This window comes from Mesorhizobium sp. WSM4809 (assembly GCF_055811655.1).
The window spans coordinates 675,640-697,902 of sequence record NZ_JBVVQW010000002.1 but is presented as its reverse complement, the minus strand read 5'-3'; the positions used below and the strand labels follow the sequence as shown (position 1 = coordinate 697,902).

The window sequence follows — 22,263 nt, the reverse complement described above, 5'->3', positions numbered from 1 at the left end:
GGTCAGGTGGCGCTCATCAAAAAGGCCTGTTCGCCGACCAATTTGCGGCGCAGCCAGGCGGAGAACTGGTCGATGATGAAGATGGTCGTGAACAGCAGCAGCACCAGCGCCAGCGTCTTGGCGCCGAAGCCGCGCGAGATGGAGAGCTTCAGCTCCTCGCCGATGCCGCCGCCGCCGACGGCGCCGATGATCGTCGATGCCCGAACATTGATCTCGATCCGCAGCAGCGTGTAAGACATGAAATTGGGCAGCACCTGCGGCAGGTCGGCGAAGCGCACCCGCTCGAACCAGTTGGCGCCGACCGCCGTCAAGCCTTCCTCGGCGCGCATGTCGATGTTCTCGTTGATCTCGTAGAACAGCTTGCCGAGTGCGCCGATCGAATGCAGGCCGATGGCGAGGATGGCCGCGATGGGACCGGTCGAGACGATTGCGGCGAAGAGGCCGGCAATGACGATTTCGGGAAAGGCGCGCAGCAATTCCATGAGGCGCTTGACGATGAGCCGCAGCACCGGGTGCGGCGTCAGATTGCGCGCCGCGATGAACGAGAAGGGCACGGCGAAGACAAAGCCGATAAAGGTCGAGACCAGCGCCACATTCACCGTGGTCAGCATCAGCTCGAAATATTCGGGGATGTAGAGCCCGCCCCAGATATAGACCCGGCCGAGCGGAAAGTTGAATTCCTGGGTACCGGTGTCGTGCGGCGAGGCGATGTCGAACAGCGCGCGCCAGACGTCGTTCCAGTCCTTGGGAACCAGCCAGCTCAGGAAATCCAGAATGTGCGGCAGGCGGTCAAAGAAGTGCCCGGCATTGGCTTCGTCGGCAAACCACATGCTGGAAAACATCGCAACAAGCAGCAAGCCAATGCCGAGTGCTGTATAGAGCCGGCGCAGAGACGTCTGGCTTCGCCAGGCATCGGCCATCTGGTGGGTGGGGGCTGTCACTGAAATGGTCATGATCGGAGATGCAAAAAGGGCGGTACTTTGAACGCACCGCCCTTTCCGATTTCGCCGTTAGCCGCCGATGGCTGCCTTACGGGCTTCAACGATGACGTTGTAGAAGTCCGCCTTCACCGGGACGTAGCCGGTAAAGTCGCCGCCTTCGACGCCTTCGAAGCAAGCCTTGTCCTTGGTCGGCAAGGCGGTGAAGAAGGCGGCCAGCTTGGCGGTCATCTCGTCGCCGAGCGCGGTGCGCACGACCAGCGGGCCGTTCGGGATCAGACCCGAGCGCCAGACTTCGACCAAGTCGTTGGGGTCGACGGCGCCCTTGGCGACTACCTTGTGGAAGGAGCCGGAGGTGAAGCCGTTCTTGAAGTCGCCGACGCCCGAGGAATCGTCTACCGCCACGTCGACCTTGCCGTCGCGCACGGCGAGGATGTTGTTCTCATGGCCACCGTTGAACTGGGTCGAGGCGAAGAACGTCTCGTTCGAAGCGCCGGTGTCCTTCGGAATCTGGGTCAGCGGGATCAGATAGCCGGAGGTCGAATCCGGATCGGCATAGCCGAGTTTCTTGCCTTTGGCCGACTTGATGTCGGTGATGCCGGAGGACTTCAGTGCCAGGCCGATCGAATAATAGCCGGTGGCGCCGTCGGTCTGCTGGGTGGTGAGGATCGGGGTGACCGCCTTAGGGTCCTTGAGAACGACGCTGGCATAGCCGGAAGCGCCGAGTTCGGCGAAGTCGAGCGTGCCGCCGAGCAGACCCTGGATGACGCCGTCATAGTCGGCGGCGGGGAACAGCGAGACCTTTTCGAAGCCGAATTCGGCCTTCAGATGATCGGCGAGGCACTGGTAGTTGCGCAGGCGGTCGGTTTCGTTTTCACCGCCGAGAATGCCGACGCGAAATTCCTTCATGTCGGCGGAATGGGCCATGCTGGTCGCCATGGCGAGCACCGAAACGGCGCCAAAAACCATCTTCCTGAACATCTGTTATCTCTCCTGTAGGTTCCGGCCCCGCGCCGGCAGCGTTATCGATTTTGACAGGTGCCCTTGACGTGGGCTGGCGATCCCAACCGCTCTCAATACCCTGGGAATGCGGGCTCGAGCGGTCCGGCGGATGCGGCGATCTTTCGGCTGAAGGCAACGCTGGTCGAGGTGATGGCCTCGGAGATTTCCTGGCCATTGCTGTCGGCGCCATAGACGAGACGCACGGCCTCGCGGTTGAGTTCTTCCGGCGGGCCGTCGAAGACGACCTTGCCGGCGGCCATGCCGATGATGCGGTTGCAGTAGGTGCGAGCGGTATCCAGCGTGTGCAGATTGGTGACGACGGTGATGCCCTCACGCAAATTGATGTCCTGCAGCGAATCCATCACCACCTTGGCGTTGAGCGGGTCGAGCGAGGCGATCGGCTCGTCGGCGAGGATCACCTTGGGCTGTTGCATCATGGCGCGGGCAATGGCGACGCGCTGCTGCTGGCCGCCCGACAAGGTGCCGGCGGGCTGCAGCGCGGTGCGGGCGATATCGAGCCGCTCGAGCGCGGCGACGGCTTCAGCGCACTCGGCGCGGGAAAACATACCGAGAAGGTTGGACATGGTCGAACGGTGGTTCAGCTTGCCGAGCAGCACATTGGTCAGCACGTCGAGGCGCGGCACCAGGTTGAACTGCTGGAAGATCATGGCGCAGTCGCGCTGCCAGCGCCGCAGCGGCGAGCCGCGCAGTTGCGAGACCTCGGCGCCGTCAAAAAAAATCGACCCCTGGCTGGGATCGATGAGACGGTTGATCATGCGAAGGAGGGTCGATTTGCCGGCGCCCGAACGGCCGATGACGCCAACCATCTGACCCTGCGGGATCGCGATGTTGATGTCGCTGACGGCAGTGTTCTTGCCAAATCGTCGGCTGACACCGCGGATTTCGAGCGTGGCAGAGGTTGCTGGCATGGGGCAGGTTCCAGTCCGGACCATTGATCGTCAGGCTCTCGCCTAACGCAGCCACATGAACCTGCCGTGTCGCGGTGATGTCAGTTTTGTTACGCTCCACAGGCCGGAGTCTAGGGTCGGCCCAGGACTAGCAGTCGAAGGTGATGTGGAACGCGGGCCCGGCAAGCTGGTGCCGGTGGCAAGACGGCACCACTTGATGCGCACATACTCGTCCGTCGCTTGGCAACGGCGAGGCCGCCCCTTCAAGCGTTCCAGACAAAGGCAGTCATAGTGTCGATGCTGGTGTCGAGAGGCATGTCATGCGGATAGTAGGGGCCGGGGCGGTTTGTGATAATGCCCCGCTGCCCCGCGTCAGTGACCGCCCATTCCTGGACGTCGCTATCCGCCATATTTCTCTAGGAACGTCTCGGCCTCAAGCTCCCGGAAATCATCCAACGCGGCGCGCAGCCTTGCATGGTCCCAGTCCCACCAGGCGAGCGCCTGGTAGCGTTCGGCCGTGCGGCGATCGAAGCGTTCGCGGATCGGCTTTGCCGGCACGCCGCCGACAATGGTATAGGGCGCGACATCTTTCGAGACCACCGCACCCGCGCCGACCGCCGCGCCATCGCCGACGGTGACGCCAGGCAGGATGGTCGAGCCATGGCCGAGCCAGGTGTCGTGGCCGATGGTGACACGTTTGGCGCGGCGTTGGGCGAAGAATTCTGTCTCGTGCTCGGCATCGTCCCAGTAGTCCGAGGCGCGATAGGTGAAGTGATGCAGCGTCGGCCGCCAGGTCGGGTGGTTGGTGGCGTTGATGCGAACGCTGGCCGCGATGTTGGCGAACTTGCCGATCGTCGCGCACCAGACGGAGCAGTCCTGCATCATGTAGGAATAGTCGCCAAGTTCGCTTTCCGAGACCCGGCTGCGGTCGGCGATCTCGGTCCAGCGGCCGAGCGTCGAATTCTGTACGTCCGCCGTCGGGTGGATCAGCGGCGTCTCGGACAATTTCCTGCTCATGCGGCGATTTTTCCGGACGCGAAAGCGGTGACGTCGATGGTGCGGTCGGCAACCGCCTCGCGCACGTCGTGGTCGTGGAAGATGCCGAGCAGGGCGACATCAGCCGCCTTCTTGGCGGCGATGAGTTCGATCACGACATCGCGGTTCCTGGCGTCGAGCGAAGCGGTCGGTTCGTCGAGCAGCAGGATCGGATGCTCGGTGATGAAGCCGCGCGCGATGTTAACGCGCTGCTGCTCGCCGCCGGAAAAGGTCGCAGGCGGCAAAGCCCAGAGTTTCTCCGGCAGGTTGAGCTGTGCCAGCAAGGCGCGCGCCTTGCCGCGGGCAATCTCGCGATCCTCGCCGCGCTCGACCAGCGGTTCGGCGACGACATCGAGCGCCGAAACGCGCGGCACGGTGCGCAGGAACTGGCTGACATAGCCGATCGTTTGCCGGCGCACCGCAAGCACGGTGCGAGGGCTGGCGGTGGCCAGGTCGATCAGCCCGTCATCATGCGTGACGATGATCTGGCCTTCGTCGACGGCGTAGTTGCCGTAGAGCATCTTCAGGATCGAGCTCTTGCCGGCACCGGACGGGCCGCCGAGCACGGTGCATTCGCCGGCCCTGATCGAGAACGAGACACCGGCGACAACAGGCAGTTTGATGCCGTCGCGCAGATGCATGGTGAAGCTCTTGGCGACGTCGGAGACAACAAGCGGGGTTGCCATTAGAAGGCCCTCCAATTGGCATCCGTTTGCGGGCCAGTACCCCCCTCTGCCTTGCCAGGCATCTCCCCCTCAAGGGGGGAGATTGGCAGCGGCACTGTCGCTGCTTTTTTCCGACGGTGGGGAGTGGCGAAGCCGAGGACGACATCCAATCTCCCCCCTTGAGGGGGAGATGGCCGGCAGGCCAGAGGGGGGTGTCTTGGCGCCATCGTCAAACCTGCAGAATCGAGGAAACAAGCAATTGCGTGTAAGGCGCGCGCGGGTCGTCGAGCACGCGGTCGGTGAGACCGCTTTCGACGACGCGGCCGTCCTTCATCACCATCATGCGCTGCGACAAAAGCCGCGCCACGGCAAGGTCATGGGTGACGACGATGGCCGCCAGACCAAGATCGGTGACCAGACCGCGCAGCAGGTCAAGCAGGCGCGCCTGGACCGAGACGTCGAGGCCGCCGGTTGGCTCGTCCATGAACACCAGACGCGGGCCGGTGACGAGGTTGCGGGCAATCTGCAGGCGCTGGCGCATGCCGCCGGAAAAGGCGCGGGGCTCGTCGTCGATGCGGTCCTCGTCGATCTCGACGCGCGATAGCCAGTCGACGGCGGTGGCGCGGATCTTGCCGTAGTGGCGGTCGCCGACCGCCATCAGCCGCTCGCCGACATTTGCGCCGGCCGACACCGTCATGCGCAGGCCGTCGGCCGGGTTCTGGTGGACAAACCCCCAGTCGGTGCGCATCAGGAAGCGGCGCTCGGCCTCACTCATGCGGTAGAGCTCGCGGAACTGGCCGTCGCGCATGCGGTAGCTGGCGCTGCCGGAGGAGGGCAGCAGCCGCGTCGACAGGCAGTTGAGCAATGTCGTCTTGCCGGAGCCGGACTCGCCGACCACAGCCAGGACTTCGCCCGGCCACAGGTCGAAGGAGACGTTGTCGCAGCCGACGCGCGAGCCGTAGAATTTGGAGAGCGCCGAGACGCGCAGCAGCGGTGCGTCGGTCATTGCGCCGGCTCCATTTTTTCCGAGGCAAGATGGTTTTCTGAAGCAAGGTGGCCGTGATGGCCGTCCGCCCGCCGCTTCTCGCAATGATCCGTGTCGGAGCAGACGAACATGTGGCCTCCATGGTCGTCGAGGATGACCTCGTCGAGATAGACATTCTCGGCCGCGCACAGCGCGCAGGGCTGGTCGAAGGTCTGCACCTCGAACGGATGATCCTCGAAGTCGAGGCTGACCACTTCGGTGAAGGGCGGCACCGCATAGATGCGCTTTTCGCGCCCGGCGCCGAACAGCTGCAGCGCCGGCGAGCGGTGCATCTTGGGATTGTCGAATTTCGGCGTCGGCGACGGATCCATCACATAGCGGCCCTCGACCTTGACCGGATAGGCATAGGTGGTGGCGATGCGGCCGTGTTTGGCGATGTCCTCGTAAAGTTTCACATGCATGAGGCCGTATTCTTCCAGCGCATGCATTTTCCGCGTTTCGGTCTCGCGCGGCTCGAGGAAGCGCAGGGGTTCGGGGATCGGCACCTGGTAGACCAGCACCTGGCCCGCCGTCAGCGGATGCTCGGGAATGCGGTGACGGGTCTGGATGATGGTGGCGCTGGCAGTGTCGGTCGTCACCGCGACGTTGGCGACCTTCTTGAAGAAGGCACGGATCGACACCGCGTTGGTGGTGTCGTCGGCGCCCTGGTCGATGACCTTCAGCACATCGTCCGGGCCGATGATCGAAGCGGTGACCTGGACGCCGCCGGTGCCCCAGCCATAGGGCATCGGCATTTCGCGCGAAGCGAACGGCACCTGGTAGCCGGGGATGGCGATGCCCTTGAGGATCGCCCGGCGGATCATCCTTTTGGTCTGCTCGTCGAGATAGGCGAAGTTGTAGGTGGCGATGTCAGTCATGGCGATCACATCCGCATTGTGCTATTGAATTGGCATCCAGGGCGCGGAAACAGGGGCGAAATCGGATGACCCAGACCGCTTGGCTGCATATCGGAATTCTGCTGCTGGCGTTCGTCGGCGTGGTCGCGTTTGTCCTTCGGCGCATGGTTCTTCCTGCGCCGAAAGATGGCGCGCAGGGCGAGACTGTAGCCGGCGCCAGTGGCGGTTACGGCGGCGGCTCGGTTGATGGCGGCGGCCACTAGCATCACTCTGCTGCCTCTCGCTTTTCTTCTATCTTTGCAGGGTTCTCACGCGCGTCGTACTCGGCGCGCATGCGGCGCACGAGGTCGAGTTCGGCCTGGAAGTCGACATAGTGCGGCAGCTTCAGATGCTCGACGAAGCCGGTCGCCTGGACATTGTCTGAGTGTGAGATGACGAACTCCTCGTCCTGGGCCGCGGCGACGACATCCTCGCCGAGCTCCTTCGCGCGCAGCGCCCGGTCGCAGAGCGCCATCGCCATCGCCTTGCGCTCGCTCTGGCCGAAGACGAGGCCATAGCCGCGGGTGAACTGCGGCGGCGCCTTGGCTGAGCCTTTGAACTGGTTGACCATCTGGCATTCGGTGACACGGACAGTGCCGAGCGGCACGGCAAAGGACAGCTCAGGGACATCAAGCTCGAGCTCGACCTCGCCGATGCGGATCTCGCCGACGAAGGGATGGTTGCGGGCATAGCCGCGCTGGGTGGAATAGCCGAGCGCCAGCAGGAAACCTTCGTCGCCGCGTGACAGCGCCTGCAGGCGGATGTCGCGCGCCATCGGGAATTCCAGGGGCTCGCGGGTGATGTCGCCGGGGACATGGTCCTGCGGCATCTCGCCATCCGGCTCGATCAGGCCTTCGCGGGCGAGGATGGCCGAAACGCGCGGCATGGCTTGCGCTTCCGTCTCGCGCAGCAAGGGCTCGGCGACCTCGGCCCCCGCGGCAAGCTCGGGATCGAGCAGTCTGTGCGTGTAGTCGAAGGTGGGCCCGAGCAATTGGCCGCCGGGCAGATCCTTGTAGGTCGCCGACACACGTCGCTCGACCAGCATGGTGGCGGTGTCGATGGGCTTGGAGTAGCCGAAGCGTGGCAGCGTGGTGCGATAGGCGCGCACCAGGAAGATCGCCTCGATCATGTCGCCGCGCGCCTGGACGATGGCTAGGGCGGCCAGCTCCCGATCGTAGAGCGAGCCTTCGCTCATCACCCGGTCGACGCCGAGCGCCAGCTGCTCGACGATCTGGTCGAGGCGAAGCGCCGGCACCGAACGGTCGCCGCGCCGGCGGTCGGCAAGCAGGCTGTGGGCGTTGGCGATTGCGGCTTCGCCACCTTTTACCGCGACATACATCTTACGCCTCCATCGTCTTGATGCGCGTCGTGCGCGGCAGGCAGGCAATGCCGCCTGATGTGACGAGGATGATGTCGACGCCACGCGGAAAGCGCTTGATGTTCTGTTTCCACTGCTCGACGAAATGGCGCGGCATCTGTGCCGGCGCGATCGTGGCGCTGGTTTCGATGCCGGGACCTTCGAGCAACAGCGGCGTGCCGGAGACGAGATCGCCGACTTGCAGGATCAACGTGGTCGAACGGTCGGGATAGTCCTGCGTGCCCTGCGAAAAACCATCAAGCGACATCATCTCGGCCGGGGCCGCGATGAAGGCGAAATGCGCATCGGCCGGTGTGTTGGCCAAGGGCGCACCAGTATGGAAACCAAGCCAGGATCTGATGGCGGTGGAAGCTTGCAGGGCCTGGTCGAGCCAGAGCGGGGTGTCGTTATCGCACAGCGCCAGTGCGATGGCGCCGGCGGTCGCCGAGAGCGGCGCCGGCGGGCGGGCGAAGGCAGGCAGCGGCTGCACGCTGCCTGGCCGCGCCATTGCGTTCATGACCGCTCGGAACACCGTCTGGGCATTGAAGACCGGATCGGCGAAGCCGCCCTCGATCGATTGCGCTGCAATGTCCATCAGTCTTCTCCGCGAACCATGGTGAAGAAATCCACCTTCGTTGCCGCCGTCTCGGCGCGGCGTTTTTCATGCGCTGCGGTCAGAGCCGACCGCAGGGGCGCTATCAGCCCGGTCTCGACCTCATTGCGGCGGGCAGGGTCCTGCCACAGCGCGTCGGCGATGGCCGCCAGCTTCGCCTTCTGCTTGTCGCGGCCAAGCGCATAGCAATGGCCGACCTGACCGGAGGGCAGCCGGACGGTGGCGCGGGTAACGGTCGCCTCGCCGACATTGAAAGCGGCGCCGCCGCCGCCGATGCGGCCGCGCAGGGTGACAAGGCCGGTTTCGGGGCCGCGCAGCAACTCGGCGTCCGAAGGCAGTCCGGCCTCATTCCAGAGCCGTACGATGTCATCGCCGCTGGATTGCGCAAGGGTTGCCATGGCGGCCTTGCGCTCGGCCTGGTCGCGGGCTTCCTGTCCTCGCATAAGCTATCGTCCTCGTGGCTAAATTTGTCTATTGATATAGACAACTATACAAATTATACCTATTATCTAGCGCGTGTCCATGACGGGTGGATGACAGCGATAGAAGACTGGGCGCTGGAAGGTGGGGGGCAATGAAGGTCGGGCAGCTGTCAGCGGACGGCATCGAGCGGCGCAGTGGCGTTTCGCTGTGGCGGCAGATCGCCGACAAGATCCTGTATGCGATCGCCATCGGCGATTTCACGGAGAATGCAGCGCTGCCGCCGGAGGTGGCGCTGGCAGAACGCTATGGCGTCAACCGTCACACGGTGCGCAACGCCATATCAGCCCTTGTAAGGGAAGGCGTGCTGCGGGCCGAGCAGGGGCGCGGCACCTTCGTGCTGCCGCGCAAGCGGCTGTCCTATCCGATCGGGGCGCGCACACGCTTTTCGACAGGGCTGCAAGGGCAGACGACGGAACGGCACATCGTCCTGCTCGCCTCGTCGGTCGAGCCGGCCAGCCAGCGGGTCGCCGAGGGACTGGGTCTTCCCAAGGGAGCCGATGTGATGCGGCTGGAAACGCGCGGCGAAGCCGACGGACGGCCGGTGTCGCGCGCTGCCGGCTGGTTCGAGGCCCGGCGCTTTGCCGGCATCGATGCCGCGATGGCGGAAACAGGCTCGATCACCGCATCGCTGGCGCGGTTCGGCATAGACGACTATCTCAGGCAATCGACCGTGCTGTCGGCGCGCCATGCCGATGCGGCGGACCTTGCCGACCTCGACCTGCAGCCGGGCGCCATCGTGCTGGTCACGGTTGCCGTCAACGTCACGCCGGACGGCCAGCCGATCCAGTTTTCCGAGTCGCGCTTTCCGGCCGAACGGGTGGAGCTGAAGCTGTCGGCGCTGTAGGGAGTGGACAGCTCGGTCGCGCTTATTTTTCAGCGACTTGGCGTTTGAGGACCGCCTTCCCCACTCCGTCTCGGCTTCGCCGAGCCACCTCTCCCCCCCTCCGGAGGGAGAGGAAGGAGCCCGCCTTGCTAAGCTCGCGCCATTCCTCTCCCCCGTCGATCGGGGGAGAGGTGGCTCGGCGAAGCCGAGACGGAGTGGGGGTCGACCTGCGCGGGCGTCGTCAATTCGGACCGGCTTCGCCGTCTGCCATGTTATGATCCGACCTCGATCACAGCCTTGATCAGGCCCGATTTCTCATGTGCCCAACGAGCCAGATCGCGCGGCGTGCCGGCGAGTGTGGTGCGGTGTGTAACGAGCTTGGCCAGGGGAACGGCGCCGTTGCGGATCGAGGCGGCGACGTGATCGAAGTCGGCGCGCAAGGCGTTGCGGCTGCCGATCAGCGTCATCTCGCGCTTGTGGAATTCCGGATCGGAAAAGCTGATGTCGTCCTTGACAACAGAGACCAGCACCAAGGTGCCGCCATGCGCGACATGGGCAAAGGCCGACTGCACCGACTGGGTGTTGCCGGTGGCGTCGAAGACCACATCGAAGCCTTCGCCTGATGTCGCTTGCCTGACCAGATCGGGCACCGCGCCGCGCGAGCCGTCGAGGGTCTGGAAACCAAGCTCATTTGCGGCGAAGGCGAGCCTTTCACTGCTCATGTCGAGCAGCGTCACGTCGAGTTCGGCGATGCGGGCGAAGATGGCGGTGCCGAGCCCGATCGGGCCGGCGCCGATGACCAGCGTGCGGGCGCCGGGGTCGGCGCGGGCGCGCCGCACGGCATGCGCTCCGATGGCCAGGAACTCGACTGCGGCGGCGTCGGCCAGCGACAGGCCGTTGGCCGGATAGAGATTTTGCGCCGGCACCAGGATCCGTTCGCACATGGCGCCGTCGCGATGCACGCCCAGCACCTCGATCCTGACGCAGCAATTGGGCTTGCCGTGCCGGCAGGCGATGCACTTGCCGCAGGAAAGATAGGGGTTGATCACCACGGGCTCACCAACGGCAAGATCGACGCCGTCGCCGGTCTCGACGATCGTTCCCGACACCTCATGGCCCATGATGCGGGGATAGGCGAGGAACGGGTGCTTGCCCTCGAAAATGTGGTAGTCGGTGCCGCAGATGCCGACATGGCTGACCGCCACCAGCGCCCAGCCGGGAGGCGGTGCCTCTGGTGCGGGCCGGTCTTCAAGGACAAGATCGCCGGGCGAACGGCAGAGGACGGCTTTCATGCGCTAATCCAGTCATGAAATCGCCGGCCCGTTGGTGTGGCGGGCCGGCGGTTGATTGCGGGATCGCTACTTGCCGCGGCGGCGCAGGCCGTCGAAGTAGACGATGATGATGATCAGCGCGCCGGTGATGATGCGCTGCCAGAACGAGTTGACGTTGAGCAGGTTGGCGCCGTTGTTGATGGTGGCCAGGATGAAGGCGCCGAGCAGCGGCCCATGCACCGAGCCGACCGCGCCGAACAGCGAGGTGCCGCCGATGACGGAAGACGCGATCGCCTGCAGCTCCCAGCCCTCGGCCTGCGTCGGGTTGCCGATGCCGATGCGGGCGGCCAGCAGCACGCCGACAAAGGCGGCGCACAGGCCCGACAGCGTGTAGGCCATGTAGATGGTGCGCTGGACATTGACGCCGGACAGACGCGAAGCCTCGGCGTTGGAGCCGACCGAAAACAGGTATCGGCCCCAGCGGCTGTGGTGCAGGAAGATATAGGCTGGAATGCCGACCAGGATCACCATCCAGAACAGGTTGGGGATGCCGATGAAGGAATTGCGCGAGAAGGCGGTGAAGGTGTCGCTGTTGATGTTGATCGAATTGCCGTTGGTCATCAAAAGGCCGATGCCGCGCAGCGAGGTCAGCGTTGCCAGCGTGATGATGAAGGGTGGCAGGCCCATCTTGACGATGCCGAAGCCGTGGAACATGCCGATGGCGACGCCGACCAGCAGCGTCACCAGAATGGCGAGCCAGATGGGGAAGCCGGCATTGATCATCATGGCCACGACCACCGTGGCGAAACCGACCACGGCGCCGACCGACAGGTCGATGCCGCCGGTGATGATGACGAAGGTCTGGCCGACCGCCATGATGGCGATCATCGAGCCCTGGCGCAAGAGATTGGCCATGTTGTTGGCGGAGGCGAAGCTCGTCGTCGCCACGGAGAGAAGAATCCAGAGCAGAACCAGCAGCGCCAAAAGCGTCAGCCCAAACAGGACGTTGTAGTTGCGCTTCGGTTTTTCGACGGCGATCGCCTCGGTGCTCATATCTGTCCTCCCAGCTTTTCTTGTTTCTCGGCGAGCGCCTGAGTGAGAATATCCTCGTGGCTGGCGGCGTGAAAACCGTGCGTCGCCACCAGTTTGCCGCGCCGGAACACATGCAGCGTGTCGGCGAGTTCATAGACTTCCGGCAGATAGGACGAGATCAGGATGATGCCGGCGCCCTTTGACAAAAGTGCGCTGAACAGGCGGTAGATCTCGGCCTTGGTGCCGACATCGACGCCGACCGTCGGTTCGTCGAAGATGAACAGCTTGGCGCCGTGCGCCAGCCATTTGCCGATGACGATCTTCTGCTGGTTGCCGCCCGACAGGCTGGATGCCAGCGCGCCGCGCGTCGGTGTCTTGATGCGCAGATCGGCGATCTGGCGATCGGCTTGCGTCTTCTCCTGCGTGCTCGAAATCAGCAGATTGTTCGAGATACGCTTGTAGATCGGCAGGTTCAGGTTGAAGCCGACTGGCAGATTGAGGCAGAGGCCCTGGTCGCGGCGGCTTTCCGGCGCCAGCGCCATGCCGAGCTTGATCGCGTCATGCTCGGAATTGACCTGCACCTCCTTGCCTTCCCAGAGGATCTGGCCGGCGGATTTGCGGTGGCGGCCGTAAAGCGTGGTGACGAACTCGCTGCGTCCGGCACCGATCAGGCCATAGAGTCCGACGATCTCGCCGGCGCGGACCGTCATCGAGACATTTTCGAAGCCCTTGCCGGACAGGTTCCTCGCCTCGATGAGGGCGGCGCCCGGCGTGAAATGCTCCTTGTGGTAGACCTGCTCGATCGAGCGGTTGATCATCATCTTGACCAGTTCGGCATCGTTGGTCTCGGCGATGTTGCGGGTGCCGACCAGCGTGCCGTCGCGCAGCACGGAAACGCGGTCGGCGAGCTCGAACACTTCCTCCATGCGGTGGCTGATGTAGATGATCGTCACGCCTTCGCCCTTCAGCCGACGGATCAGGGTGAAAAGCTGGTCGGCCTCCTTGCGGGTGAGGTAGGCGGTCGGCTCGTCGAAGATCAGGAATTTGGTGCCGCGCACGGTGGCGCGGGCGGCGGCTATCAACTGCTGCTGGCCGATGGTCAGGTCGCCAAGCGTGACATGCGCCGGCAGGTCGAAGCCGAGGTCGTCGATGATCGTCTGCGCCTGCCTGACCATGGCGCGCTGCTGCAGGATGCCGAAGCGTGAATTCTCCTCGCCGAGGAACATGTTGGCGGCGACCGTCAGGTGACGGCACAGCACGACTTCCTGGTGCACGGCATTGATGCCGAGCGCCATCGCCTCGTGCGGCGTCGCCAGGGCGGCCGGCTGGCCCTCCCAGGCGATCTCTCCGGAGGTGCGCGGCATGACGCCGGTCAGAAGCTTGATGAGCGTGGATTTGCCGGCGCCGTTCTCGCCGACGATGGCGTGGATCTCACCGGACTTGAAGGCGAGGTCGACCGGCTTCAGCGCGTGGGTGCCGGGATAGCGCTTCTCCAGCCCGCGCAATTCGAGGATGGTCCGCCCCGGTTCCAGCACAGGGGCCGGATGCAGTTCCTGCGCCGTCGATGTCATGACAATCCTCCCAGATTGGCCTCACGATTGGCACGCGGCGAGACAAGGATATGTCTCGAAAACAGCCTAGCCTACGCTTATGGATTGCCAAGTCGTTTGCGCGGCAGCTTGTCCCCGGGGCGATGTGCCCCGGGGACCATTGCGGATGCGACGGCTCAGAGCTTCGGATTGAGCAGCGCGTCGATCTTGGGGTCTTTCATGTTGTCCTTGGTCACCAGATTGGCGCCGGTGTCGACATTGGCTTCGACCTTCTCGCCCTTGGAAGCGGCGAGTGCGGTCTTGATGCCGTCATAGCCCATCCGGTACGGATCCTGGACGACGAGGGCGGAAATGACGCCGTCGTTGAGGAACTTGATCAGCTTCTCGTCGCTGTCGAAACCGACCAGCGCCAGCTTGCCGCCAAGGCTGTTTTCCGCGACAGCCTGACCGACGCCCTGCGCCATGATCAGGTTGGAAGCGAAGATGCCCTTGAGGTTCGGGTTGGCGGTGATCAGGTCGGTGGCGATGTTGAGGCCGGTGGTGGCCTGGCCGTCGGCATATTTATCGGCGACCAGCTTGAGGCCCGGATATTTGGCGGCCAGCTGTTCGGTGAAGCCCTGCTTGCGCTGTTCGAGCGAGCCGGCGCCCGGCGCGTTGGTGATCAGGGCGACGTCGCCCTCGATCTTGCCGCCGTTGGCGGCGCCGATGGCGGCTGCGAGGCCGTCGGCAGCGACGCGGCCGCCCTGGACGTTGTCGGTGGTCAGGAACGAGGTGAAGGCCTTGGAGTCGGCGCCGGAGTCGATGCCGATGACCTTGACCTTGGCAGCGGCTTCATCGATCGGCTTGCCAAGCGCCTTGAACTCGGTCGGCGCAATGACGATGGCCGCCGGGTTGCTGGCAACGGCGTTCTCGAGGATCGAGACCTGGCCGTTGACGTCGGTTTCAGCCTGGGCACCGAGTTCCGGCACGTTGACGCCGAGATCCTTGCCGGCCTTGCGGGCGCCGGCCAGAACGATCTGCCAGTAGAAGGACGTGGTGTCCTTGACGATGATCGGAATGGTGACGTCCGCCGCCGAAACCGGCGCCGAATGCATGACGCCGGCGAGCATCGAAGCTGCTGCCAGCGCCATGACGGCGCGGCGGTTGAGAATGCTGGTCACGAATTTCATGAGGTTTCCTCCCTAAGTCGCCCGGTGAACGATACGGAAGCTCCGTCCGGATAGGCGTGGTCCAAAACAGAACTTTATCAATAAAAAACAATTGCCATGTTTTGATAATGCATCGAACAGATCGATGCAAGCGCTGTTTGATCAGTCCTTGCGAGGCCTGGCAGAGGCAAATCCACCGCGCTGCTCCCCATTGGCGCCGTCACACTTCCGTTCCGTTCCGGGAACGTATGGAATATTAATTCCATCATTTCGTCAATATAGAATGTCCATTCCTTCGTGTGACCGCAAGAGTATGGAGTTTCACACCAGCTCCTGCACCAGCGTGTGGGGACGATATCTGGCGTATTCCGTCTCCGGCACGTCGATGTCGAGCAGTTGGAGGTTGCGCGTCAGGTTCGCCAGCTTGGCGGTGCCGGTCAGCACGGTGGCGACGGCAGGTTCATGCAAGGGGAATTGGAACGCTGCGGCGGCGAGCGGATAGCCACCCTCGGCGGCGATCCTTTCCATTGCGCCGACGCGGTCGAGCACGTCATGGCTGGCAGGGCGGTAGTCGAAATGCGCGCCTTGCACCGGCCCGGTCGCCAGGATGCCGGAGTTGAACACGCCGCCAATGACCAAGGAGGTCTGCCGCGCCCGGCATAGGGGCAGCAACTCCGCTTCGGCGCTGCGGTCGAGCAAGGAATAGCGGCTGGCGAGCAGGATGCAGTCGAGCGGCGCCTCGCGCATCACGTCCAGACAGATCTGCACTTCGTTGACGCCAAGCCCATAGGCGGAAATGACGCCGGACCGTTTCAGCTCTTCAAGTGCCTTGAGGCCGCCGTCCATCAGGTCGCGAAAGTGCAGCTTGGTCTTCTCGACACCATGGGTGTAGGCGCCGATGTCGTGGACAAACAGGATGTCTATCCTGTTTAGGCCAAGCCGCGCATAGCTGAACTCGACCGACCGCATGATGCCGTCATAGGAATAGTCGTAGTCGAGCGCGAAGGGCAGCGGATCGACATAGGAGTGATCGGGAACCTGATCGTCCGGCACCGGGCGGAACAGCCGGCCGACCTTGGTCGACAGCACATAGGAATCGCGCGGCTTGTAGCGCAGGAAGTCGCCGAAGCGGCGCTCCGACAGGCCGAAACCGTAGAAGGGTGCGGTGTCGAAATAGCGCAGGCCGGCATCCCAGGCGCCCTGCAGCGTCTCCATCGCCGCTTCGCGCGAACAGGCGCGGTAAAGGCCGCCAAGTGCGGCGCCGCCGAAGCTGACCTCGGTGACTTCCAGCGCTGTCTGGCCGATGCGGCGTCTTTCCATGCACAACCTCCCCGTTGCCCGCCGCTGACCGGCGCGCAGTCTACTTTATATCAGTAAAATCTAAAGTGTTGCGCCCAGATGCCAGGGCACGAACTCGTTGTCGCCGTAGCCGAAGTCCTCGCTCTTGGTCTTGCGGCCGGAAGCCGTCTCGACGATCAGTTCGAAGATCTCGCGACCCATGCCGGCGATGGTCTTTTCACCCGAGGCGATGACGCCGCAATTGACGTCCATGTCCTCTTCCATCTGGTGGTACATGGTGGAGTTGGTGGCGACCTTGATCGACGGCGTCGGGCGGCAGCCGAAGCATGAGCCGCGGCCGGTGGTGAAGACGATTACGTTGGCGCCGCCCGCCACCTGGCCGGTCGCCGAAACCGGGTCGTAGCCGGGCGTGTCCATGAACACGAGGCCGCTGCCAGTGACTTTTTCGGCGTAGCCGAAGACGCCGTTGAGGGGCGTCTGGCCGCCCTTGGCGACCGCGCCGAGCGACTTCTCCAGGATGGTGGTGAGACCGCCGCGCTTGTTGCCGGGCGAGGGGTTGTTGTCGATCGAGGCGCCATGCTTGGCGACGTGGTCCTCCCACCATTTCACGAAACCGTCGAGCTTCTGCGCGATCTCCGGCGTTGCCGCGCGGTAGGCAAGCAGATGCTCGGCGCCGTAGATCTCCGTGGTCTCGGAGAGGATGCCGATGCCGCCGACGCCAGCCAGGATATCGACAGCCGCGCCCAGCGCCGGATTGGCCGTGATGCCCGACATGCCGTCCGAGCCGCCGCATTGCAGGCCGACGACGATCTCGCTGACCGGGATCGGCTCACGCTTCAGCTGGCCGACTTCCTCGGCGATCTCGGCCAGCACGCCCATCGCCTTTTCGACCGATTTGCGCGATCCGCCGGCGTCCTGGATGTTGAAATGGCGTTTGCCCGCAGCGACACCCTTTTGGCCGTATAGGGTGAGCTGGTTGACTTCGCAGCCGAGGCCGACCATCAGCACGCCGCCGAAATTCGGGTGGCGGGCGTAGCCGGCGAGTGTACGGTGCAGCACCATCATGCCGTCGCCGGTGCCGCTCATGCCGCAGCCCTGGCCGTGCACGATCGGCACGAAACCGTCGATGCCGGGATAGTTCGGCAAAAGCGTGCGGTTGGCGGTGTCGGCGATGGAATGGCAGACGGTGGCCGAGCAATTGACGCTGGCGACGATGCCGATGAAGTTGCGCGTGCCGGCGCGGCCATCGGCGCGGCGATAGCCCATGAAGGTGCGGGCGCGATCGGCCTCCGTCGCGTGCTCGGCCTCGCTCGGCGGCACGACCGGCAAGCGGCCTGATTCGAAAACCAGATTGTGCGAATGAACGTGCTCGCCCGGCGCGATATCCTGTGTCGCGCGACCGATCGCTTGGGCGTATTTCACCACGGCCTCGCCGGCGGCGATCGGCTTGATCGCCACCTTGTGGCCGGGCTCGATCAGCGCACTGGCGACGGCACCGCCCGGCAACGCGGTGCCGATCTCGATGCGGCCGTTGGCGACGGCGACATTGTCGGCCGGGGACAGGAGAATGCAGTTGGAGGCGTTCACGGGCGGTTTCCTGGGTGATCCTGGGTTGCGCGGACGGATTGACACGCGTCTGTTTAGAGATAATGTCTTTTATCGTGAAAAAACAGTTTTGCGTCAATTGTTTTTTCGTGGGGAGTTCCGCATGTCTGGGTTGTTCCGGGAAGCAATTTCGCTTCTCAGGGCCATGGGAACGTCATATTGCGCTTCAAACCGGCCGCCGCAAGCGACGGCGTGCAACGGGTCAGGGATGTCGAAGAGCAACAACGTCTACAAGGATGCCTATAACCGCTGCCTGCGGCTGCTCGACGAAACGCGCAGCCTGCCTTCTGAGCCGGAACTGGGTACCTTGCTTGGCGTCAGCCGTACCACGGTGCGCACCATTCTCGCGCGCATGGAAGAGACTGGGCTGATCGCCTGGAACAAGCGCGCCAAGACGGTGCTGCGCGAGCCGCGTCCGGATGATTTCTTCCCCGAGGAGGAGACCGACACGCTGGCCGAGATCATCGAACGGTCGTTCATGCGTCGGCTGCTCGCCGGCGGCGCCGAGGCCGGCATGCAGATCAATGAACTCGAACTGGCGCGTGAGATCGGCGTCGGCACCACCAGCGTGCGCGAGTTCCTGATCCGCTTCTCCCGCTTCGGCCTGATTGAGAAGCGCCGCAACAGCCATTGGGTGCTGAAGGGCTTTACCCGCGCCTTCGCGCTGGAGCTGACCGAAATCCGCGAAATGTTCGAACTGCGCTCGGCGGCCGCCTTCGCCGCTTTACCGCAGGACAGCGCGGTGTGGGCCGATCTAGATCGCCTTGAGGATGAGCATCGCCAGTTGGCAAACGACATCGCCACCCGCTTCACCGAGTTCTCCGAACTCGACGAGCGCTTCCACCGGCTCATCCACCGGGCGTCGCGCAACCGCTTCATCGTCGATTTCTACGATGTCATCGCCATGATCTTCCACTACCACTACCAGTGGAACAAGGCGCAGGAACGCGAACGCAACGAAGTCGCGATCGGCGAGCATCTGGTCTATATCGAGGCGCTGAAATCGCGCGACCTCGGCAAGGTCGACGCCGCCTGCCGCAAGCATCTGAAGTCGGCGCGCCAGACATTGCTGACCTCGATCCCGGAGAGCCGGTCGCTGCAAAAATCCTGAGCCGCGCTGAGGCTCAGAGTCTTGTTTCATGCATGTCGTTGTCCCAAAACCGCCGCATACTTTTGGGCGACATGCATTGATATGCCGCGTTGGCGCCGCGGCGATTTGGCGATTTTCCACCCGCCAGCCCCGTGCTAGGAATGTCGCATTGCTGCGAAGAGGCAGGGCTTTGAGCGTATCGAGGAGACGGTGGAGCATGCCGGTCGCGCTTGTCGCGGCCTATCTGCTGTTGCTCCAGTCGACGCTTGGTGCATTCGCCTTCGGCGCCGGTCCCAATGCATCACAGCTCGACGCCTTCGGCAATGTCATCTGCACCCATGAGGGCGCAACCCAGATTCCCGGCGGCAACCAGCAGCCGTCCCATCTTCCGGCATGCTGCGTGCTCGGCTGCAGCATGGTTTCGGCGGCCTTTGCGCCGCCGCCCGGTGCTGGCCTGGCGCTGGGCAGCCTTTCCTTCAAAACGGTCGCCTTTGTTTTTCCGGCGGCCATCCATCTCGACTTTGCGCGTGAGCGCTCGCCGTCGAACCCGCGTGCGCCGCCGCTGACGGCCTGAGCCTGTTTGCCCGGCGGAACGTTTCGTGGGCGTACCCATCCAAAGATCAAACTGCTCGCGACCGGCAACGGCGCGACCTTCATTTCATGGAGCAACCATGTCCTATCTTTTCCCTGACGCCGCGCGTCCTGCGCCAGGCGGCATTCTACGCGGCATCGAAGAGCGTGTCGGCATTGCCGTGCTGGCACTTGCGCTGCTGTTCACAGGCGCCCAGTCCGTCCTCGCGCATGAGTTCAAGGTTGGCGATCTTGAGGTCGGCCACCCTTGGTCGCGCGCCACACCGGCCGGCGCCAAAGTGGCCGGGGGTTATTTCACCGTCACCAACAACGGCAGTGCACCGGACCGGCTGGTGTCGATTTCCTCCGATGTTTCTGAAAAGACCGAGCTGCATGAGATGGGCGTCAAAGACGGCGTCATGACCATGCGGCCGGTTGCCGGCGGCCTGGAAATTCCGGCCGGCGGCAAGGTCGCCCTTGCGCCTGGCGGCTATCATTTGATGTTCATCGGCCTGAAGCGGCAACCCAAACAGGGCGAAAAGTTCTCCGCCACCCTGACCTTCGAAAAGGCCGGCGCCGTCAGCGTCGATTTCGCTGTCGAAGGCATGGGCGGTGGCGCCATGGACGATCACGCCAATTAACCGCGCCAGTTCGACAAATTTTGAAAATCCGAGGGACCATCATGAACAAATATGTTTTATCGGCCGGCGCACTTCTCGCGCTCGGAACCAGCGCCGCCTTCGCGCATATCACGTTCGAAACCCAGGAGGCGGCGGTCGGCTCGACCTACAAGGCCGTTTTGCGGGTGCCGCATGGCTGCGAAGGCAAGGCGACGACCGCCGTGCGCGTGCAGATTCCGGAAGGGGTGATCGCGGTGAAGCCGATGCCGAAGCCTGGCTGGACGCTGCAGACCAAGAAGGGCAAGTACGACAAATCCTACCAGCTCTACGGTCAGGCGGTTGCCGACGGGGTCAAGGAGGTCGACTGGAGCGGCGGCAGCCTGCCCGATGAATTCTACGACGAGTTCGTCTTCCGCGCGACGTTGACGGCGGATCTCCCGGCGGGCCAAAAACTATACTTCCCGGTGGTGCAGGAATGCGACGGCGCCGCCGATCGCTGGATCGAGATCCCAGCGGCAGGACAGGATGAAGACGCGCTGGAAAGCCCGGCACCCGGCATCAAGCTGCTGCCGAAGAAATGATCTCCCAGGCGGCGCGCCCTTTCGAGCGCGCCGCTCCTTTTCGTGGCGGTGACATGGGCACGACCTCCTTCCTGCAAACGGCTTCCATGACCGGCCAACGCGCCGGCCGGCTTGCCGCCGGCCTGTTGGCCGTGATCGTGTTTCTTGCCAGCCTTGCCGTGTCGGATCAGGCCTTTGCCCATGCCGCGCTGATCAAGACCGACCCGGCCGACGGCGCGGTGCTGGCACAGGGGCCGGCGCAGTTCTCGCTGACCTTCAGCGAGCCGGTCTCGCCTCTGGTGCTGACGCTGGTGAAGCCCGACGGCAAGCCGGTTCCGCTAACGTCATTCCGGCTCAGCGACCAGACCGTCGAGATCGACAATCCGCAGCCACTCAAGTCCGGCACGCATGTCTTGAGCTGGCGCGTCATCTCCGCAGACGGTCATCCCGTCGGCGGATCGCTGCTGTTTTCCATCGGCGCGCCCAGCGAGCCGCCCGCCGTATCCGAAGCCGTCGACTGGCCGTTGCGGTCGGCTATCTGGACGGGCAAAATCTTTCTCTACGTCGGCCTTTTCCTCGGCGTTGGCGGCGCCTTCGCGCTTGCCTGGTTGGCCGGAAGTGGCCGTGCCGGGCAGCGCTTCGTTGCAGCTGCAATCCTGAGCGGGCTGGTCGCGTCGTGCCTGTCGCTCGGCTTGCAAGGTCTGGACGCATTGGGGGCGCCGCTCTCCCATCTGGCACAATCGGTCGTCTGGCGGACCGGGCTCGACACCAGTTTCGGCTGGACAGTGCTGGTCGCGCTGATCGCGCTGGGCCTTGGCCTGCTGTCGCTGGCCGGTCCCCGCGCCACCGCCAAACCATTGGCGCTGGTCGGCCTGGCCGGGGTGGGGGTTGCCCTTGCCGCCAGCGGCCATGCCAGTGCCGCCGAGCCGCAATGGCTGACGCGGCCGATGGTGTTCCTGCATGCCGTCTGCATCGCGTTGTGGGCCGGCGCATTGATCCCACTCGGGCTGGCGCTGAAGGGGCAATCGGCGGGGGCCACGCCATTCCTGCGGCGGTTTTCTTGGGCGATCCTGCCCGTGGTGGCCGTGCTTGCCGCTGCCGGCATCGTGCTTGCCGTCATCCAGGTGCAGACACCCGCGGCTTTGGTCGAGACCGCCTATGGAAGGCTGCTGCTTATCAAGCTGGGGCTGCTGGTCTTTCTGTTCACGCTTGCTGCCGTCAATCGCTGGAAACTCACCGCATCGGCCGAGGCGGGATCGACGGAAGTTCAACGCAGGCTGGTCCGCTCGATCGGCGTCGAGATGTTGATCGTGTTGGCGATTTTCGGCGTTGCCGCGGGCTGGCGCTTCACACCGCCGCCCCGAGCCCTGGCGATTGCGGCAGCGCAACCGGTGTCGGTTCATATCCACGCGCTGCAAGCGATGGCCGATCTCAGCATCACTCCCGGCCATGCCGGCCCGGTCGTTGCCTCGATGGTCATCATGAGCGGCGATTTCGGCCCGCTCGACGCCAAGGAGGTGACGCTTGTGCTGTCAAAACCCGATTCCGGCATCGAGCCGCTGAAGCGCGCTGCGAGCAAGCCCGGTGACGGCAGCTGGCGCGTCGACAACCTCGTCATCCCGGTGCCGGGCCGGTGGACGGTGCGCATCGACATCCTGGTCTCGGACTTCGAGATGGTGAAGATCGAGGCGCCCGTCGACATCAGGCCGTAAGGCCGGACTGCTAGGTACCTCTACACGGGCACAACCGAAATCCGGGTAACACAATTCGGCGA

At 64.1% G+C, this 22,263-nt stretch carries 23 protein-coding genes; 7 read left to right on the top strand and 16 right to left on the bottom strand.

What is annotated here, in order from left to right:
* Positions 1–2: 2 nt before the first annotated feature.
* The 7 genes from phnE to AC0L24_RS07785 form a co-directional block, all read right to left on the bottom strand.
* Positions 3–953 carry a phosphonate ABC transporter, permease protein PhnE gene (phnE, locus tag AC0L24_RS07815; RefSeq protein ID WP_473563626.1) on the bottom strand — a complete coding sequence of 317 codons (951 nt, stop codon included), beginning with the start codon at positions 951–953 and terminating at the stop codon, positions 3–5.
* Positions 954–1,010: 57 nt separating this feature from the next.
* Entirely contained in the window at positions 1,011–1,919 is a 909-nt protein-coding gene (phnD, locus tag AC0L24_RS07810) for a phosphonate ABC transporter substrate-binding protein (protein ID WP_128289248.1), read from the bottom strand.
* A 92-nt stretch (positions 1,920–2,011) separates the two neighbouring features.
* Positions 2,012–2,869, bottom strand: a complete 858-nt coding sequence (gene phnC / locus AC0L24_RS07805) for a phosphonate ABC transporter ATP-binding protein (protein WP_473563625.1) — start codon at positions 2,867–2,869, stop codon at positions 2,012–2,014.
* 378 nt (positions 2,870–3,247) lie between these two features.
* The gene (locus tag AC0L24_RS07800) at positions 3,248–3,865 is read right to left on the bottom strand and encodes a DapH/DapD/GlmU-related protein (protein WP_473563624.1); all 618 of its coding nucleotides are present in this window, start codon (positions 3,863–3,865) and stop codon (positions 3,248–3,250) included.
* Positions 3,862–4,569, bottom strand: coding sequence for a phosphonate C-P lyase system protein PhnL (phnL, locus tag AC0L24_RS07795; protein WP_473563623.1), 708 nt, complete (start codon positions 4,567–4,569; stop codon positions 3,862–3,864). The genes AC0L24_RS07800 and phnL overlap by 4 nt, the downstream gene beginning before the upstream one ends.
* Before the next feature lie 208 nt (positions 4,570–4,777).
* Positions 4,778–5,554: a phosphonate C-P lyase system protein PhnK gene (gene phnK / locus AC0L24_RS07790; protein WP_473563622.1), complete on the bottom strand. Its 777-nt coding sequence runs from the start codon at positions 5,552–5,554 to the stop codon at positions 4,778–4,780.
* On the bottom strand, positions 5,551–6,450 hold the full coding sequence (locus tag AC0L24_RS07785) for an alpha-D-ribose 1-methylphosphonate 5-phosphate C-P-lyase PhnJ (protein ID WP_127267989.1): 900 nt from the start codon (positions 6,448–6,450) through the stop codon (positions 5,551–5,553). The genes phnK and AC0L24_RS07785 overlap by 4 nt, the downstream gene beginning before the upstream one ends.
* 65 nt (positions 6,451–6,515) lie before the next feature.
* Here AC0L24_RS07785 and AC0L24_RS07780 point away from each other — a divergent pair, with 65 nt between their 5' ends.
* On the top strand, positions 6,516–6,692 hold the full coding sequence (locus tag AC0L24_RS07780; RefSeq protein ID WP_189526676.1) for a hypothetical protein: 177 nt from the start codon (positions 6,516–6,518) through the stop codon (positions 6,690–6,692).
* 2 nt (positions 6,693–6,694) lie between these two features.
* On the opposite strand, the gene AC0L24_RS07775 is transcribed toward AC0L24_RS07780, so the two are convergent.
* Genes AC0L24_RS07775 through phnG form a run of 3 tightly spaced genes read right to left on the bottom strand, consistent with a single transcriptional unit; the run spans position 6,695 to position 8,881 of the window.
* Complete coding sequence (locus tag AC0L24_RS07775; RefSeq protein ID WP_473563621.1) at positions 6,695–7,807, bottom strand: carbon-phosphorus lyase complex subunit; 1,113 nt, start codon at positions 7,805–7,807, stop codon at positions 6,695–6,697.
* A gap of 1 nt (position 7,808) precedes the next feature.
* Positions 7,809–8,420 (bottom strand): phosphonate C-P lyase system protein PhnH, encoded by a 612-nt coding sequence (gene phnH / locus AC0L24_RS07770; RefSeq protein ID WP_127398599.1) that lies wholly within the window; start codon positions 8,418–8,420, stop codon positions 7,809–7,811.
* Positions 8,420–8,881, bottom strand: a complete 462-nt coding sequence (gene phnG / locus AC0L24_RS07765; RefSeq protein ID WP_127398601.1) for a phosphonate C-P lyase system protein PhnG — start codon at positions 8,879–8,881, stop codon at positions 8,420–8,422. The genes phnH and phnG overlap by 1 nt, the downstream gene beginning before the upstream one ends.
* Positions 8,882–9,012: 131 nt before the next feature.
* Here phnG and phnF point away from each other — a divergent pair, with 131 nt between their 5' ends.
* A complete protein-coding gene (gene phnF / locus AC0L24_RS07760; protein ID WP_473563620.1) occupies positions 9,013–9,765 on the top strand; it encodes a phosphonate metabolism transcriptional regulator PhnF in 753 nt (250 codons plus the stop codon).
* 251 nt (positions 9,766–10,016) lie between these two features.
* Here phnF and AC0L24_RS07755 read toward each other — a convergent pair whose 3' ends face one another.
* The 6 genes from AC0L24_RS07755 to AC0L24_RS07730 form a co-directional block, all read right to left on the bottom strand.
* Positions 10,017–11,036, bottom strand: a complete 1,020-nt coding sequence (locus tag AC0L24_RS07755) for a zinc-binding alcohol dehydrogenase family protein (protein WP_473563619.1) — start codon at positions 11,034–11,036, stop codon at positions 10,017–10,019.
* 66 nt (positions 11,037–11,102) lie between these two features.
* The gene (locus AC0L24_RS07750) at positions 11,103–12,068 is read right to left on the bottom strand and encodes an ABC transporter permease (protein ID WP_023812479.1); all 966 of its coding nucleotides are present in this window, start codon (positions 12,066–12,068) and stop codon (positions 11,103–11,105) included.
* A complete protein-coding gene (locus AC0L24_RS07745; RefSeq protein ID WP_127328220.1) occupies positions 12,065–13,618 on the bottom strand; it encodes a sugar ABC transporter ATP-binding protein in 1,554 nt (517 codons plus the stop codon). Before AC0L24_RS07745 ends, AC0L24_RS07750 begins: the two co-directional genes overlap by 4 nt.
* A gap of 155 nt (positions 13,619–13,773) precedes the next feature.
* A complete protein-coding gene (locus tag AC0L24_RS07740; protein WP_127272465.1) occupies positions 13,774–14,766 on the bottom strand; it encodes an ABC transporter substrate-binding protein in 993 nt (330 codons plus the stop codon).
* 300 nt (positions 14,767–15,066) lie between these two features.
* A complete protein-coding gene (locus tag AC0L24_RS07735) occupies positions 15,067–16,065 on the bottom strand; it encodes an aldo/keto reductase (RefSeq protein ID WP_127272466.1) in 999 nt (332 codons plus the stop codon).
* Between the two features lie 60 nt (positions 16,066–16,125).
* Positions 16,126–17,631, bottom strand: a complete 1,506-nt coding sequence (locus tag AC0L24_RS07730) for a UxaA family hydrolase (protein WP_473563618.1) — start codon at positions 17,629–17,631, stop codon at positions 16,126–16,128.
* Between the two features lie 226 nt (positions 17,632–17,857).
* Here AC0L24_RS07730 and AC0L24_RS07725 point away from each other — a divergent pair, with 226 nt between their 5' ends.
* The 5 genes from AC0L24_RS07725 to AC0L24_RS07705 all read left to right on the top strand — a co-directional run bounded on the left by AC0L24_RS07725 (position 17,858) and on the right by AC0L24_RS07705 (position 22,201).
* Positions 17,858–18,760, top strand: a complete 903-nt coding sequence (locus AC0L24_RS07725) for a GntR family transcriptional regulator (protein ID WP_292634438.1) — start codon at positions 17,858–17,860, stop codon at positions 18,758–18,760.
* Between the two features lie 196 nt (positions 18,761–18,956).
* Positions 18,957–19,313 carry a DUF2946 family protein gene (locus tag AC0L24_RS07720; protein WP_292634436.1) on the top strand — a complete coding sequence of 119 codons (357 nt, stop codon included), beginning with the start codon at positions 18,957–18,959 and terminating at the stop codon, positions 19,311–19,313.
* Between the two features lie 97 nt (positions 19,314–19,410).
* On the top strand, positions 19,411–19,950 hold the full coding sequence (locus AC0L24_RS07715) for a copper chaperone PCu(A)C (RefSeq protein ID WP_292634434.1): 540 nt from the start codon (positions 19,411–19,413) through the stop codon (positions 19,948–19,950).
* Positions 19,951–19,991: 41 nt separating this feature from the next.
* Positions 19,992–20,510 (top strand): YcnI family copper-binding membrane protein, encoded by a 519-nt coding sequence (locus tag AC0L24_RS07710; RefSeq protein WP_127321859.1) that lies wholly within the window; start codon positions 19,992–19,994, stop codon positions 20,508–20,510.
* Positions 20,511–20,563: 53 nt separating this feature from the next.
* Positions 20,564–22,201: a copper resistance CopC/CopD family protein gene (locus AC0L24_RS07705; RefSeq protein WP_473563617.1), complete on the top strand. Its 1,638-nt coding sequence runs from the start codon at positions 20,564–20,566 to the stop codon at positions 22,199–22,201.
* Positions 22,202–22,263: the final 62 nt, after the last annotated feature.

Coding starts and splice junctions, on each gene's coding strand:
- phnE (WP_473563626.1), bottom strand. CDS start 953: ATGACCATTTCAGTGACAGCCCCCACCCACCAGATGGCCGATGCCTGG.
- phnD (WP_128289248.1), bottom strand. CDS start 1,919: ATGTTCAGGAAGATGGTTTTTGGCGCCGTTTCGGTGCTCGCCATGGCG.
- phnC (WP_473563625.1), bottom strand. CDS start 2,869: ATGCCAGCAACCTCTGCCACGCTCGAAATCCGCGGTGTCAGCCGACGA.
- AC0L24_RS07800 (WP_473563624.1), bottom strand. CDS start 3,865: ATGAGCAGGAAATTGTCCGAGACGCCGCTGATCCACCCGACGGCGGAC.
- phnL (WP_473563623.1), bottom strand. CDS start 4,569: ATGGCAACCCCGCTTGTTGTCTCCGACGTCGCCAAGAGCTTCACCATG.
- phnK (WP_473563622.1), bottom strand. CDS start 5,554: ATGACCGACGCACCGCTGCTGCGCGTCTCGGCGCTCTCCAAATTCTAC.
- AC0L24_RS07785 (WP_127267989.1), bottom strand. CDS start 6,450: ATGACTGACATCGCCACCTACAACTTCGCCTATCTCGACGAGCAGACC.
- AC0L24_RS07780 (WP_189526676.1), top strand. CDS start 6,516: ATGACCCAGACCGCTTGGCTGCATATCGGAATTCTGCTGCTGGCGTTC.
- AC0L24_RS07775 (WP_473563621.1), bottom strand. CDS start 7,807: ATGTATGTCGCGGTAAAAGGTGGCGAAGCCGCAATCGCCAACGCCCAC.
- phnH (WP_127398599.1), bottom strand. CDS start 8,420: ATGGACATTGCAGCGCAATCGATCGAGGGCGGCTTCGCCGATCCGGTC.
- phnG (WP_127398601.1), bottom strand. CDS start 8,881: ATGCGAGGACAGGAAGCCCGCGACCAGGCCGAGCGCAAGGCCGCCATG.
- phnF (WP_473563620.1), top strand. CDS start 9,013: ATGAAGGTCGGGCAGCTGTCAGCGGACGGCATCGAGCGGCGCAGTGGC.
- AC0L24_RS07755 (WP_473563619.1), bottom strand. CDS start 11,036: ATGAAAGCCGTCCTCTGCCGTTCGCCCGGCGATCTTGTCCTTGAAGAC.
- AC0L24_RS07750 (WP_023812479.1), bottom strand. CDS start 12,068: ATGAGCACCGAGGCGATCGCCGTCGAAAAACCGAAGCGCAACTACAAC.
- AC0L24_RS07745 (WP_127328220.1), bottom strand. CDS start 13,618: ATGACATCGACGGCGCAGGAACTGCATCCGGCCCCTGTGCTGGAACCG.
- AC0L24_RS07740 (WP_127272465.1), bottom strand. CDS start 14,766: ATGAAATTCGTGACCAGCATTCTCAACCGCCGCGCCGTCATGGCGCTG.
- AC0L24_RS07735 (WP_127272466.1), bottom strand. CDS start 16,065: ATGGAAAGACGCCGCATCGGCCAGACAGCGCTGGAAGTCACCGAGGTC.
- AC0L24_RS07725 (WP_292634438.1), top strand. CDS start 17,858: ATGTCGAAGAGCAACAACGTCTACAAGGATGCCTATAACCGCTGCCTG.
- AC0L24_RS07720 (WP_292634436.1), top strand. CDS start 18,957: ATGCCGGTCGCGCTTGTCGCGGCCTATCTGCTGTTGCTCCAGTCGACG.
- AC0L24_RS07715 (WP_292634434.1), top strand. CDS start 19,411: ATGTCCTATCTTTTCCCTGACGCCGCGCGTCCTGCGCCAGGCGGCATT.
- AC0L24_RS07710 (WP_127321859.1), top strand. CDS start 19,992: ATGAACAAATATGTTTTATCGGCCGGCGCACTTCTCGCGCTCGGAACC.
- AC0L24_RS07705 (WP_473563617.1), top strand. CDS start 20,564: ATGGGCACGACCTCCTTCCTGCAAACGGCTTCCATGACCGGCCAACGC.